This is a genomic window from Pseudomonas sp. Mb7, from assembly GCF_054790525.1.
Genome location: NZ_CP186501.1, coordinates 5,106,162 through 5,120,123 on the forward strand (window position 1 = coordinate 5,106,162; position 13,962 = coordinate 5,120,123).

At 60.9% G+C, this 13,962-nt stretch carries 7 protein-coding genes; all 7 read right to left on the reverse strand.

Annotated elements, in window-relative coordinates; translation table 11 throughout:
- Positions 1 to 66 precede the first annotated feature (66 nt).
- Positions 67 to 1,311, reverse strand: a complete 1,245-nt coding sequence (locus ACOYXH_RS23085; protein WP_095050267.1) for a metallophosphoesterase family protein — start codon at positions 1,309 to 1,311, stop codon at positions 67 to 69.
- Between the two features lie 25 nt (positions 1,312 to 1,336).
- Positions 1,337 to 3,205 (reverse strand): c-type cytochrome, encoded by a 1,869-nt coding sequence (locus tag ACOYXH_RS23090; RefSeq protein WP_095050266.1) that lies wholly within the window; start codon positions 3,203 to 3,205, stop codon positions 1,337 to 1,339.
- 139 nt (positions 3,206 to 3,344) lie between these two features.
- Positions 3,345 to 6,797: an alpha/beta fold hydrolase gene (locus tag ACOYXH_RS23095; RefSeq protein ID WP_460066264.1), complete on the reverse strand. Its 3,453-nt coding sequence runs from the start codon at positions 6,795 to 6,797 to the stop codon at positions 3,345 to 3,347.
- Positions 6,798 to 7,779: 982 nt separating this feature from the next.
- Positions 7,780 to 8,550 carry an electron transfer flavoprotein subunit beta gene (gene etfB / locus ACOYXH_RS23100; RefSeq protein WP_064119206.1) on the reverse strand — a complete coding sequence of 257 codons (771 nt, stop codon included), beginning with the start codon at positions 8,548 to 8,550 and terminating at the stop codon, positions 7,780 to 7,782.
- A 9-nt stretch (positions 8,551 to 8,559) separates the two neighbouring features.
- Positions 8,560 to 9,780, reverse strand: a complete 1,221-nt coding sequence (gene etfA, locus ACOYXH_RS23105) for an electron transfer flavoprotein subunit alpha (protein WP_258708919.1) — start codon at positions 9,778 to 9,780, stop codon at positions 8,560 to 8,562.
- A complete protein-coding gene (dgcB, locus tag ACOYXH_RS23110) occupies positions 9,780 to 11,729 on the reverse strand; it encodes a dimethylglycine demethylation protein DgcB (protein WP_095050262.1) in 1,950 nt (649 codons plus the stop codon). Before dgcB ends, etfA begins: the two co-directional genes overlap by 1 nt.
- Positions 11,730 to 11,892: 163 nt before the next feature.
- A complete protein-coding gene (dgcA, locus tag ACOYXH_RS23115) occupies positions 11,893 to 13,953 on the reverse strand; it encodes a dimethylglycine demethylation protein DgcA (protein WP_460066268.1) in 2,061 nt (686 codons plus the stop codon).
- Between the last annotated feature and the right edge of the window lie 9 nt (positions 13,954 to 13,962).

Below are 13,962 nucleotides of genomic sequence, written 5' to 3' on the forward strand. Positions count from 1 at the left end.
CGTCCCAAAAGGCCGAACGCGGAGCGTCCGTTGAGGCGTTCCCACGCAGAGCGTGGGAACGATCAGTCAGTGTGATGACCACCTCACCGATCCATCCTCACCAATAAACTCCTCAAATATCTCCTCCCCCACCAACCTGATTTTCGCGTACCCGTTCAACACCCGCAGCGGATATGCCGGGTCCTTGGCATCCTGCGTCTCCGACCACAACACCCGCGAATGCCCGTCCAGCTCGCTGGCATTGCCATAGGGAATCGCCCCGTGCCCGGCACAACGCGCATGCAAACCACCCTGCTGCGCATACACGATGCCGTTGTGCAGATGCCCCCAATACCAATAATCCGGCTCGCGCCCCAGCGCATCGCACACCGGTTGATACAGCGCGGTCTTGTTGTGCCCGGAAATATCGAAGCCCTGATGATGGCTGAGCACCATGAGCTTTTTGCGTTTTGGCAGGCCTTTCATCCACGCGATCTGCGGCTCGTTCAAAGTGCCGTCCATGTACAAATTCATCGCATCAGACGCGTACGCAGAATCCAGCCCTACCACCAGCCAGTCATCGTTGATCAAGGCGAAGTAACTGGTGCCCTGCTGCCCCGGAAAACGCTTGGCCAGTTCCTTGAAGTAGCCGTGGGCGCCGCTGTACATCTCGTGGTTGGAATTGAGGGTAAACGAGCCATGCGTACCCATCGGCCAACCGGCCATGTCGACGTCTTCCTGGGAATGACTGCCGGCGTAATACACATCGCCCAAATGAATGGTGAAATCGGCCTGGGCCAGTTGCATCTGATTGGCCACCGACACCGCCGGCGCATGACTGTCGAACGGCCCGGTGCCCCAGTCGCCGGCAATCGCCAGGGTCACGTCGCGATCCATTTGCACCACCGCCGGGTCAGTACCGAAGGTCGCGTGATGGCGCAGGTTTTCGATCCACTTCAGCAGCGCCTCGCTCCACAGCAGATCCAGCAGTTCCCACTTGCGACAGCCGAGCAGGCTGCCGTCCTTGAGCACCCGGGTCGCCAGTTGATCGGTGGACTGCGGCAACGGTGCGGCGTTGCCGATGCGCAGGATCGACAGACCGTGGGACAGCTCCCAGGGTACGCTCGGTTCGTCGTCCGGCAACTCGCCGTTCTTCAGCACGTACTGCGCCTGATCATGCCCGCGTTGCAGCAGCTTGATGATCGCCTGAAACTCCTGCGGCTCAAGCTCGCTGATGAGTTTCATCCAGGCCATTTCCATGCGCGTGAACAAGCCGTGAATGCGCACTTTGACCTTGTCGTATTCGTGTTCCCAATGACTGACCAGTGACATGGTGTAATCCTCTCTCCGTAAGGGTTCACAGGGTTTTCATGAATTCGATCAATGCACGCTTGTCGTCGTCCGACAGGGTTGTGCCGTACAGGTGACCGCTGTTGTGGTTGCCCTCCAGCCGCGTGTCGTATTTGAAGTCCGCCGAGGCTTTGGCCTGGGCGCCGCTGGTGACGAAACCGACGTTGACCGGGTCGTAAATATCCGAGCCGGTGATGAACACCTGCGGACGTTTTTCCGGCGGTTGCAGTAAGTCCCATAGGGTCGGCACCGAGCCGTTGTGCAGGTACGGCGCGCGCAACCAGACGCCGTCGGTGGGCGTGTTGCTGTAGCTCTGGGTCTTGCGGTAGGCGCCGAAATCGAACGGCGGTTTTTTGAAGGTGTGGAACGCGGCCACCAGACCGGTGGTGAACGAGTCGAGCCGGTGCGGATCAGTGCCGAGCTGATCGATATTGGTCGTGACCTGCCCGGTATCGGCGCGCCCGAAGTCATGACAAGCCGCGCAGTTGGCCTCCCAGATCGGTTTGCCCTGGGCGACCTTGGCCTGATCCAGCGCCCACGGCCACGCAGGCGCCTTGTGCCCGAGCAGCCAGTTGGTCACGCGGTTGAAGCTCGGCGGCAACACCGATTCTGGCGTTGCGCCCACGGCCATCGCGGCGGCGTAGTTGCGTTCGTGGATCTTGTTGTTATTGCCGTCCCAGTGCAGGTACATCGATTCGCGGGGTTTCTGGTTCCACACTTGCGGCAGGTCGACGGTGCCGATGGTCGAGTCATCCGGGAAGCCGAACACCACCATTTTCGTCGGATTGAAGGTGTCGGTGCGGCCCGGGCCTTGTTGCGGACGCAGCTTTTGCCAGGCGTAAGCCTGCTTCTGCTTGAGCAGTGCGCTTTTGGCCATCGGCATGATCAGGTAGCGGTTGTAGAGCTTCTCAAAGAAGCCCAACTGAAACTTGCTGTTGATCGCCGCCATCACCGCGTCGGTGGTGAATTTCGGATCGCTGGCGCAATCGTAAGCGAACCACTGGAAGGCTTGCAGTTGCAGGGTGTTGGCCGGCGCGCTCGGCACATTGACGGCGACGTCGCTGGCATTGGCGCGGTAGGAGCCGGTATGGCACAGCGCGCAGTTCGGCTCTACCGTCGGGTAGCCGATCTGCCGCTTGGCCATGCCGATCGGCAGATCCTTGCCGTTTTCAAAGAGGAAACCGAAAACCTCCCAGCCACCGGGTTTGGGCATTTTCTCCGGGCACATCTGCGGCAGCACGGCGAACAGGTAATACGGGATGCGCGCTTCGATGCCGAGGCCGATGGCAGCGTACTTGTAGTGGTCTTCGTCGGAGGCATATTGCTGTTCAGGCACGACGCGGAGCATCTGATACCAGGTCTCGTAACCGATGAAACCGAGTACCGCGACGACAATCAGCGTGCCTACCTTGAAGGCGTGACTCTGCCATTGCCGCTGCCATGCCGCGCGCCACTCGCGCCAGCCATCGCAAAGCAATGCCCAAGGGCGGTTCTCCGGCGCGGTGCCGAGGTAGAGCAGAATGCCGAGGATCAGAAAGAAGCTCAGATCGCCCATCAACATCGGCACGAATACCGAGCCTTGAGAGCTGGTGTTGATCAGGTAAATCCAGAAAATCACCGCGATCAATCGCGTCAGCACACACAACCAGGAATGCACCACGTAACGCGGCGCGTTGAAACCCGACGGCATGTAAAACACGCTGATGCCAACCAGCAGCATCCCAGCGTTCTCCAGCCATGGGTCAGAGAGTTGCGGCGGCAGCCCGACCACCGATGTCAGCAACCCCGGCGCGAACAGCGCAGGGAGGGCGAACACCATGTTCATCGCAATGCCTATCCAGATGAAGCGTTGAAACCAGCGGATGTAGCTGTCCATATCAGTTCCCCTGATCGTTCCCACGCTCTGCGTGGGAATGCATCCCGTGACGCTCTGCGTCACACAAGCGGACGCAGAGCGTCCATGGCGGCATTCCCACGCGGACGGTTCGACGCCTCGACGTGGGAACGATCAGTGACTACCCGAGGGCGGTTTTCTCCAGCTGTGCAAGGATGATCGGGTAGACATCGACCACCGCGTTCTTGCCGAACATGCAGTCAATGTGGCCGTAGCCCGGCACCACTTGCCGGCTATAGCGCTCCGGCCCATGCATTTCGCACAAGCGCTGGTAGGTCTTGAGGGTGCTTTCCGGCAGGTAGCACTGGTTGTCGGCACCGCTGATAAAACAGATCGGCATGGTCAGTCGATCAAAGTGCGGCATGTACACATCGTTGCCTTTGAAATCCACCAGGTGCCCTTTGCGCACGATCAGCGCCAGGTGCTCGAAGGTTTCGATGTTCGACTCACCGAACAACTCGTGCAGGTTGTCGTGCAGGGTTTCGTTGAGGGTGTCGTGGCGATACAGCGACGCGTACATGAAGGTGATCCGGTGGCACACCGGATTGGTGCAATAGCCCTGCGCCTCGATCCGCGCGTAGCCGTTGAGGGCCTTGTCGTAGAGTCTGTTGAACCAGTTTTCCTTGCTGTCGGCGTAAGCGGTCATCGACTTGATGCCGATCGCATCGAGCATCCCCGGCAGGTGCAATCCGGCCTTCAGCCCTGTGGCAGTAGCAACTACGGTGTCAGCGGCAATCTGCGAGCAGACCACCGAACGCACACCCTGCAAACCGGCGAGCAACGACATGAAGAAGGTCGTTGCGCCGTAGCAATGCACCACGCACTGCACGTCCTTGGCCTGGGTCTGCTGCTGAATCTGCGCGATGGCAGCCTTGAAATCGTATTGGGCGATCTGGTCGCCGTTCCACTCTTTCTTGCTCGCCGGCAACAGGATACTCACGCGAAAATCCAGCAACCACACGTCGTAGTCGTGCTTGCACAGATATTCCAGCAGATTGGTCTGGATGGTGTCGGTGGAAAAGATATTCGAACCCACGCCCAAGCCATGCACCAGCATCACCGGGCCTTTGCTCCCGGCCTGATACCGGGTCAGGCGCAATTCAACGCCGTCTTCGGTGGGGAAGAAATGCACCGCCGGCGTCGGCGCATCCAAGGGCCGTTTCAACCGTGGCGGCGCGTCGGGATTGAAGTAGATATCGCCGGCAAACACCCCGCCGTAACTTTCCCAGAGGATCCCGGCGAAGAACTTGCCGAACCGCGCCAGGCCTTCAATGCGCTCGCGCTCGTTGCGCGCATTGAGGACTTTCATGGTGGTCATCTGTTTGGCGAAATCGGTCGGATGAATATGCATCACCCCGGAACCGATCACCTCACCGGTCTTGTTCGGCCCGCGATACAGCGTCACGTACAGCGTGCTGGTGTCATGCCAGATATTCAGCACGCCGTTGTCTTCCGGCACGGTTTTGAAGGCGCTGAAGAAATAGTCGTTACCGTCCTCGGCGGTCAGTTTCATGTCGTACTTCATGTGGCGCGTATCGACCTGTTGCTCGAATTGTTCGAACAGGTTGAACACGCCGTTGCTCGCGGTCAGCGGCTGCGGTGACAGCGCTGGGGCGATGACAGTGCCAACGATGGTCGCCGCGTGCTCGGGTTCCTTGATCATGCGGTTGAGGTCGTTGGCGGTGATGGTCAGGGTGAAGTCGATCGGCGAATTGTCCGCCTCGCCGCGTTTGGCCGCTGCTTCGTAGACTTTCAGGTCGGTGCTTTGCGCCGCAGTGAAAGCCCGGGAGAAATAGCCCTTCATGGTTTCGGTGAACTGCACGCCGAGGGTTGGCGGTGCCACTGGTTTACGCGGTGCGGATGGCAGCGTGTAGTCGATCTGCCAGCCACGGTCGGCGGCAAGCAGGCCCATGTTGCGCTCACTCACAGCAGAGATGGTCAGCAGCGGATTGACCGCCAGCGAGGTCGGAATCACCGCACCGTCCGTCACGTACAGGTTGGCGTAAACATCGCTGCCACTGGCACCGCTGAACACCTGCCCCTTGTGATTGACCACGCCTTGCGCCGCGTCTTCACCCATCACGCAACCGCCCAACGGGTGGACTGAAACGATGCTGTGCTTGAGCAATTTGGTCCAGATCGGGTTCTCCACCCACACGCCGCCGAGCGCCTTGGTGCTCTGGTGCAAACGCTCGTTGCCGAGCTTGAAGTTCTCCTGCTCGCCAACGCCCGGCCAGTCGATACGCAGTTGATCCTTGTTGTCGAGGACCATCCGTCCCTGGCCGCTGTCGTGGCTCATGATCAGGTAAGTCTGCATGTTGTGCAGTGCGCCGTAATACGGGCCGCGCAGAAAGCTTTCCGCTTCACGCGCCTTGTATTTGACCTTGCCGCTGAAGCTGTCATCCGTGGCGACGCCGATCATCTCGGCAAACCCGGCCATGGCCGGCACCATCGGCCGGCCGAGCGCGCCGGGGATCGAGCCCTCCTCGATGACCATGCGGCTGCGCCAGTCGCCTTCCGTGCGCATGTCGATCACCGAGGTGATGCACGGGCCGACCGGGTGCAGTTCCTTGGCCGGGTGCGCACCGAAACCGATGCCGTTGATGGTCTGCTCGCAGTTGTGGCCGAAGCCGAGGATGTCGCCGTTGCCGCTCATGTTCTCGCCGAGCTGGGCGGACATCACCACGCCTTTGTCGCGCGTGCGCAGAAGAATTTCCGTGGAGCCGAGGGTGCCGGCGGAGACCACGACGATGTCGGCCTTCACGAACAGCGTCGGCGCGTTGAACGTCTCCCGCCCGCTGTCGAGGTACTGGAAGTGCACGATCCAGCCTTCACCATCACGCTCCAGGTGCCGCACTTCGGCCTGGCAGAAAATCTCCGCGCCGTAGTTCCAGGCGTCCGGCAGATAGTTCATCAGCGTGGTGTTCTTGGCCTTGTTGTTACAGCCCGACACGCAGTCGCCGCACTGGTTGCACGGCAGTTGCTCGACGCCGACATGGTTGAGGTTGTTTGGCAGCTTGTCGAAGGTCACGTTGATCGGCGGCTTGTAGAAATGCGCGCCCTGCTTGAGGTATTCCGCGGATTTCTTGTTGGCGTCGAGTTTGGGCAGGTTGGGTGCAGTGCTCGGGTAGGGATTGGGTTTGAGCATTTCCCGGGCGCGGGCATAACCGTCCTTGAGCAACGTATCGCGGTGCTCACGCACCGCTTGCGGCCAGCGCGGATCGTCGAATACGCCCGGCTCCGGTTCAAGGGCCACGTTGGCATTGATCAGCGACGTGCCGCCGAGGCCGCAACCGACCACGACGTTCTGCTGGGCATTCACATGCAAGTCGAACAGCCCGGTGCGCGAGCCGATATGGCCGTCCGGGTCATGCACCTGCAGTTCCTCGGTGGCGGCGATCATGGTGTTGGGGTATTCGCCGGGCTGGATTTCCCGACCGCGTTCGAGCAGGCACACACGTTTGCCGGCACGGGACAGGCGCGAGGCAGCAATGCCGCCGCCGTAGCCTGAACCAATGACAATCACATCGTAGTGTTCCTTGATCTCGCTGATGGGCGTTGCGATCCGTGTCATGAGGTGGTTCCTCTAATCAGGCAGATGGGGCAACTCTGCGGTTGCCTGCAATCAATGGGCGGACGGGCACCTGGCCACCGGATCAAGTCCGGCGACAGCACAGCGGTCTGGCGGGTGGGGCGCGCTACAGGCGAGCGTGCTGATTGGCGGCGCGCCGTAGCGTGCGCTTGCGTGGCGAGGGCGGGGGGCGGTGCGGCTGACTATCCATCATGCGTTCTCCCAGAACCTGATGTGGATAAGTGACGGCTGTCCTTGTGCCATTGCAGTGAAGACAGCGCAGGAATCGAAGTCAAGGCAACGTCTTAGAACTGTATGAAATGTGATCAATTGCCATTTGGACTATGCCGGACGGGGCTTGCGGGGTTTGACGAACAAGTTATCCACATAGCCACCCACAGCAAATGGGGGTAACTGTGGATGATTAAAAAAATAACTTGCTGATTTGTAGAGAAAAATCGTGACTTATCCAGAATGACGGTTTGCCAGACGTATTGGTTGTTTTTTGATCACATTCTTGCAAGCCACGTTCTGTAAGGCCTGTAGGGGATGGCAAACACGTTATCCACAGAAGCGCCAACAGAGATCGGGGGTAACTTTGGCCTTGCTGTGGAAAAGCGTTGGAGGCTGTGTGAAATCGAGGCTTGCGCGGGAATTAAGTGCGGAAACTGACGAATTGACTGTTTTTTGATCACCCCTTCGAAAGCCACGGTTTGTATGGGCTTCAGCGGATAGCGAACATCTTATCCACAGAAGCGCCAACAGAGATTGGGGGCAACTTATTCAGTTATCCAAGATAAAAAGCCCAGAAAATCCGTAACTTAGGCTGGTTGTTTTTTGATCGGAGAGCTGTAGGGCTTGATTGACGTGGGGTGCAGAGAGGGGCGAACATGTTATCCACAGATCCGCCAACAGGGATTGTGGGTAAACAGCCCCCCTCACCCCAGCCCTCTCCCTCTGGGAGAGGGCTAGGGTGAGGGGCTTTTCAGCGAACCACACCTTCTTCAATCAGCAACTTGAGGATCGCTTCAGCCCCGGCCTGTGCAGTAACACCTTTGAGCACTTGCCCCCCGCCCCCACTGGCCTTGGCCGTCGCGGCCTTCATCCGGTCCGCCCCACTCTTGGCCTTGATCACCTTCAAGCGTTTCGGCCGTGGCTTGGCCGGTTGCAAAGTAGCAACCGCGAGCAACTCATCGTCCACCACTTCGACGTCGTCAGCCTGCAAGACCCCGCGTCGCGCCGGCCCGTAGGCACTCTGCCGAGGTTTCGGCGCGGCGTTATCCACAGTCGCCAGAAACGGCAGCTTCACTTTCAACCGGCGCCGTTGCCCGCGCGGCAACGCTTGCAGCACCAGTGCTGAACCGTCATTGATCGACTCGACCTGCGCCAGTCCCACCACCAGCGGCCAGCCCAGACCTTCCGCCAGCAAGAACGGCAACATCCCCGAACCTTCACCGGTCTCTGCCTGGCTGCCGGTCAGCACCACCTGCGCACCGGCATCACGCAGATACGCGGTCAGCGCCGGCAGCGCATCGGCACCAGCCGGTTGCTCCAGCACATGCATCTGCTCAAGACCCATGCCCAGATAAGCGCGCAACGCCGGCTCCGCAACGTCGCCGGCATGCAGCACTTGCAAGTTATCCCCAGCCAGTTGCAAACCCAGTTCCACGGCGCGCGCGTCCTGATCAGCGCGGCGTGGCCGCCCGGAAGTAGGGTGAGCGCCGATTGAAACCAGACTGATTACTTTCGTGTTCATAGCGTTTCCTTAAGCCGCATCGCGCTTGGCTTCGTTGCGGTAAGCCGCCACCGCCTCGATCAACGCCTGAAGAATCTCTGCGCTCTCGCCGATCACAGAGAGGTCTGCACGCTTGATCATGTCGCAACCCGGATCGAGGTTGATCGCCACCACCTTGTCACAGGCACCAATGCCTTGCAGGTGCTGGATCGCCCCGGAAATCCCCACCGCAACATACACCCGCGCGGTAACCCAGGTGCCGGACGCGCCGACCTGGCGATCACGGGCCATGAAGCCATCGTCCACCGCCACCCGCGACGCACCTTCGGTAGCGCCGAGTGCCGCCGCCGTTTCGTGGAACAGTGCCCAGTCCTTGACGCCGTTGCCGCCGGAGAAAATGAACTCCGCTTCGGCCATCGGAATCGCTGCCGGGTCGACCGCAACGGCGCCGAGATCTTCAATCCGCGACAGGCTACGAGCGACACTTGTGGATAACTCCACCGGCAACGCTTCGTGACGGGTTTCACTGACCGGTTCAGCGCATTCGGCCGCCGCCAGAATCAACCGTGCGACGGGACGGGCAAGGTCTTGCAGCCCCGCGCCAGCGCGGCCGATGCATTCCTGATCCTTGACCTGCCAGACCCGTGTCGCCGGGCGCTCGCCCAATGCCGCGGCAAAGCGCCGGCCGAGTTCACCGCCACCGCTGCGACTGTCAGGGAGCAGCCAGTGACGCGGGTTGAACTGGTTATCCACAGCGCGCAAACCTTGCGCGCGTTGCTCCGGTGCATAACCACTAAAGGCTTCGCCCTCGAGTACCAGCAAGCGATCGACGCCTGCCGTGGCGAAGGCATTTTCCTTGTGCTCGCCAAAGACCACCGCCAGCACCGCGCCGTCATTGCCGGCGAGCTGATGAGCGAGGCCGAGCAAGTCGCGATCGTGGCTGCTCAGGCGGCCGCCGACCATGTCCGGCACCACACAGATATAGAACGCCGGGGCCGGCACCTGATGCAGCGGCAATTGCACTTCCACAGCCGCCGAGCGTTTGACCGCCCCGCCCTGTTGCGCGCCGCTGCGGTCGATACGCTTGATGCCGTTGGGGCCGATAAAACCGATGCCATGGAGGTTTTTGCGGATGATGCCGTTAGGTCCCATCCAGCTGTGTTGCGCTGGTTGCATGGCCGCGTGCAGCGGGTGCAGGCGGTTACGCGCAATCCATTCGGCGCGCGGGTCGCGGCGGATAATGTCGCTCATCAGTGGGCCTCCGCAGGTTCACGTTTGGCCGGAGTGGCAGGCTTGCTTGGCGCGGCGTCTTCGAGCAGCGCGTCGGCGACCAGTTCGGCGATGTCCTTGATCAGCGGACGCGGTTCGACCACGCCTTCGAGCATCGCCGTGCACTGTGGACAACCCACCGCCACCAGTTCGGCGCCGGTCTCGCGGATGTCTTCCATGCGCATATCAGGAATCCGTTGCTTACCCGGAATGTCAGTGATCGGCGCCCCGCCGCCACCGCCGCAGCAGCGCGAACGGAAGCCGGAACGTTGCATCTCTTTGACTTCAATACCGAGCGCACGCAGCACTTCGCGCGGCGCTTCGTACTCGCCGTTGTAACGACCGAGGTAGCACGGGTCGTGATAGGTCACGCTGTTGCCTTTGTGCTGACCGAGGTTCAACGCACCGGCCTGAATGATTTCCGCCATGTAGGTGCTGTGGTGTTGCACCAGATAGTTGCCGTCGAACGCGCCGTACTCGTTTTTCAACACATGGAAGCTATGCGGATCGCAGGTAACGATGCGGTTGAAGCTGTATTTGGCCAGGGTCTGGATGTTGCGCTTGGCGAGCAACTGGAAGGTTGCTTCATCGCCGAGACGGCGGGCCACGTCGCCACTGTCACGTTCTTCCAGCCCCAACACGGCGAAGTCGATTTTCGCCGCTTTCAGCACTTTGACGAACGCGCGCAAAGTGCGCTGGTTGCGCATGTCGAAGGCACCGTCGCCGACCCAGAACAGTACGTCGGTGGATTTCTTCTCGCTGAGCAGATTGAGGTTCAGATCCGCCGCCCAGTTCATCCGCCCGCCCGGGGCGAAACCGCCTGGGTTGTCGGTGGCGATCAGGTTTTCGAGGACCTCGGCGCCCTTATTCGGGGTCGCGCCTTTTTCCAGGGTCAGGTGCCGGCGCATGTCGACGATGGCGTCGACGTGCTCGATCATCATCGGGCACTCCTCGACGCAGGCACGGCAGGTGGTGCACGACCACAGGGTTTCGGCGTCGACCAGACCGTTAACGATCGGTTGATGTGGATTACCGCTGTGTTCGCCCACTGGTTTGCCGGGATACGGGCTGCCGGCGAACTTCGCATCGGTGCCACCGGCGAGACCGACGACCATGTCCTGAATCAGTTTCTTCGGGTTCAGCGGCTGACCGGCAGCGAACGCCGGGCACGCCGCTTCGCACTTGCCGCACTGCACGCAGGCGTCGAAACCGAGCAACTGGTTCCAGGTGAAATCCTTGGGTTTCTCTACCCCTAATGGTGCTGAAGGATCATTGAGATCCAGCGGTTTGAGGCCGGTGGAACGACCACCACCAAAACGTTCAGCGCGACGGTGCCACGCCAAGTGCAAGGCACCGGCAAAGGCGTGTTTCATCGGCCCGCCCCAGGTCATGCCGAAGAACAGTTCCGACACGCCCCACAACACGCCGATCCCGAGGATGACCGCGAGTATCCAGCCGCCAAAGTTTTCCGGAAGAATCCCGGCCACCGGCAAGGTCAGCAGAAAGAACGACGCCGAGAACGCCAGCAGGCTTTTCGGCAGGCGCATCCACGGGCCTTTCGACAGCCGCGCCGGCGGGTTGCGCCGACGCAGATAAACGAAGATCGCACCGACGAACATCACCGCCGTCATCAGCAGCAAGGCGTAACCGAGTATGCGGTTATGCAGGCCGAAACCGTGCACCAGCAGCGCCAGCACAATCGACGCCACCGCACCGCCGGCCGTGGCCACGTGGGTGTTGGCGATGTATTTGTCCCGCGCCACGACATGGTGCAAATCGACCATGTAGCGCTTGGGCATGGCGAACAGGCCGCCGATCAGATCGACCTTCGAGGCCCGGCCCCGGCGCCACATCGCTACCCGCCGCAACGCGCCGAGGACACCAAGCCCGATAGCTGCGAACAACAGGATTGGAAGAAGGGTGTTCAACATGGTGAAGCTCCCACCAGTACAACCTGGAGAAACACGGCGTTCAATGATCGTTCCCACGCTCTGCGTGGGAATGCATCCCGGGACGCTTCGCGTCCCAAGCGGACGCAGAGCGTCCATTGCGGCATTCCCACGCAGAGCGCGGGAACGATCGGTTCACTAGCCCTTAGAAATCCTTGCAGAGCCGCAGGGCGTCATAGATCGCGGCGTGCGTGTTGCGCTGCGCCACGCAGTCGCCGATGCGGAACAGCAAGTAGCCGTCGCCGGTGGTGCTCAGCGAAGGTTGCGGCTGGATCGCGAACAACGCTTCGACGTCGATCTGGCCCTTGTTGCGCGAACCCTCTTTGAGCGCGTAGTAGATTTCCTCATCCGGACGCACACCGTTTTCCACCACCACCTGATCGACCACCCGCTCCTCTTTCGCGCCGGTGTATTCGTTCTCCAGCACCGCGACCAGTTTGTCGCCTTCGCGGTAGACCTTTTCCAGCATCATGTCGCCGGTCATGATCACTTCTTTCGGGTACATGCTGCGGTAGTAGGTCGGGAACGACGTACCGCCGATGGCCACGCCCGGTTTGATGTCGTCGGTGACAATCTCGACCTGGCTGCCTTTGTCGGCGAGGAAGTCAGCAACCGACATCCCGGTGAACTCGCAAATGGTGTCGTAGACCAGCACGTTCTTGCCCGGCGCGACCTTGCCGTCGAGCACGTCCCAGCTGCTGACCACCAGCCCTTCGGCGGCGCCCCAGTGTTCGTTCTGTTCCAGGTACGGATGCCCGCCGACCGCCAGCACCACCACGTCCGGACGCAAGTCCATGATGGTGTCGGCATCAGCCGCCGTGCCCAGGCGCAGATCGACTTTCAGCCGCGCCAGTTCCAGTTGGAACCAACGGGTAATACCGGCGATCTGGTCACGCTGCGGCGCTTTCGATGCGGTGGTGATCTGTCCGCCGATGAATTCCTTCTTCTCGAACAGGGTCACGTCGTGGCCTCGCTCGGCAGCAACACGTGCCGCTTCCATCCCGGCCGGGCCGGCACCGACGATCACCACTTTGCGCTTCGGCCCGGTGGATTTCTCGATGATGTGCGGCACGCCCATGTATTCACGGGACGTTGCAGCATTCTGGATGCACAGCACGTCGAGGCCTTGATACTGGCGGTCGATGCAATAGTTGGCGCCGACGCACTGTTTGATCTGGTCGATCTGGCCCATCTTGATCTTGGCGATCAGGTGCGGGTCAGCAATGTGCGCACGGGTCATGCCGACCATGTCGACGTAACCGCCTTCAAGGATGCGCGTGGCCTGGTTCGGATCCTTGATGTTCTGTGCGTGCAGCACCGGCACCTTGACCACTTCCTTGATCCCGGCGGCCAGATGCAGGAACGGCTCCGGTGGATAACTCATGTTCGGAATCACGTTGGCCAGGGTGTTGTGGGTGTCACAGCCCGAGCCGACGACGCCGATGAAGTCGAGCATGCCGGTGTCGTCGTAATACTTGGCGATCTGCTTCATGTCCTCGTGGGACAAGCCGTCCGGGTGGAACTCGTCACCGCACAGACGCATGCCCACGCAGAAGTCGTCACCGACCTCGGCGCGCACGGCTTTCAGCACTTCCAGACCGAACTTCATCCGGCCTTCGAAGGTGCCACCCCATTCGTCGGTACGCTTGTTGACGCGCGGGCTCCAGAACTGGTCGATCATGTGCTGGTGCACCGCTGACAGCTCAACGCCGTCGAGACCACCGGCCTTGGCCCGACGCGCCGCCTGGGCATAGTTGCCAATCACCCGCCAGATTTCTTCCGGCTCGATGGTTTTGCAGGTGGCGCGGTGTACCGGTTCACGGATGCCCGAGGGCGACATCAGCGTCGGCCAGTTGAAGCCGTCCCAGCGCGAGCGCCGGCCCATGTGGGTAATCTGAATCATGATCTTGGCGCCATGCTTGTGCATGGCGTCGGCCAGATTCTGGAAATGCGGAATGATGCGGTCGGTGGACAAATTCACCGAGCTCCACCATTCCTGCGGGCTGTCGATGGCGACCACAGAGGAGCCGCCGCAAATCGCCAGGCCGATGCCGCCCTTGGCTTTCTCTTCGTAGTATTTGACGTAGCGGTCGGTGGTCATGCCGCCGTCCGTTGCGTAGACCTCAGCGTGCGCGGTGCTGAGCACGCGGTTGCGGATGGTCAGTTTACCGATCTGGATCGGCTGGAACATTGCTTCGAAAGCCATGGCGGGTTC

What these genes read in the sequence shown, in the direction of transcription:
- ACOYXH_RS23085 (WP_095050267.1), bottom strand. Translation starts at nt 1,311, where the DNA reads ATGTCACTGGTCAGTCATTGGGAACACGAATACGACAAGGTCAAAGTG.
- ACOYXH_RS23095 (WP_460066264.1), bottom strand. Translation starts at nt 6,797, where the DNA reads ATGACACGGATCGCAACGCCCATCAGCGAGATCAAGGAACACTACGAT.
- etfB (WP_064119206.1), bottom strand. Translation starts at nt 8,550, where the DNA reads ATGAACACGAAAGTAATCAGTCTGGTTTCAATCGGCGCTCACCCTACT.
- etfA (WP_258708919.1), bottom strand. Translation starts at nt 9,780, where the DNA reads ATGAGCGACATTATCCGCCGCGACCCGCGCGCCGAATGGATTGCGCGT.
- dgcB (WP_095050262.1), bottom strand. Translation starts at nt 11,729, where the DNA reads ATGTTGAACACCCTTCTTCCAATCCTGTTGTTCGCAGCTATCGGGCTT.
- dgcA (WP_460066268.1), bottom strand. Translation starts at nt 13,953, where the DNA reads ATGGCTTTCGAAGCAATGTTCCAGCCGATCCAGATCGGTAAACTGACC.
- ACOYXH_RS23090 (WP_095050266.1), bottom strand. Translation starts at nt 3,205, where the DNA reads ATGGACAGCTACATCCGCTGGTTTCAACGCTTCATCTGGATAGGCATT.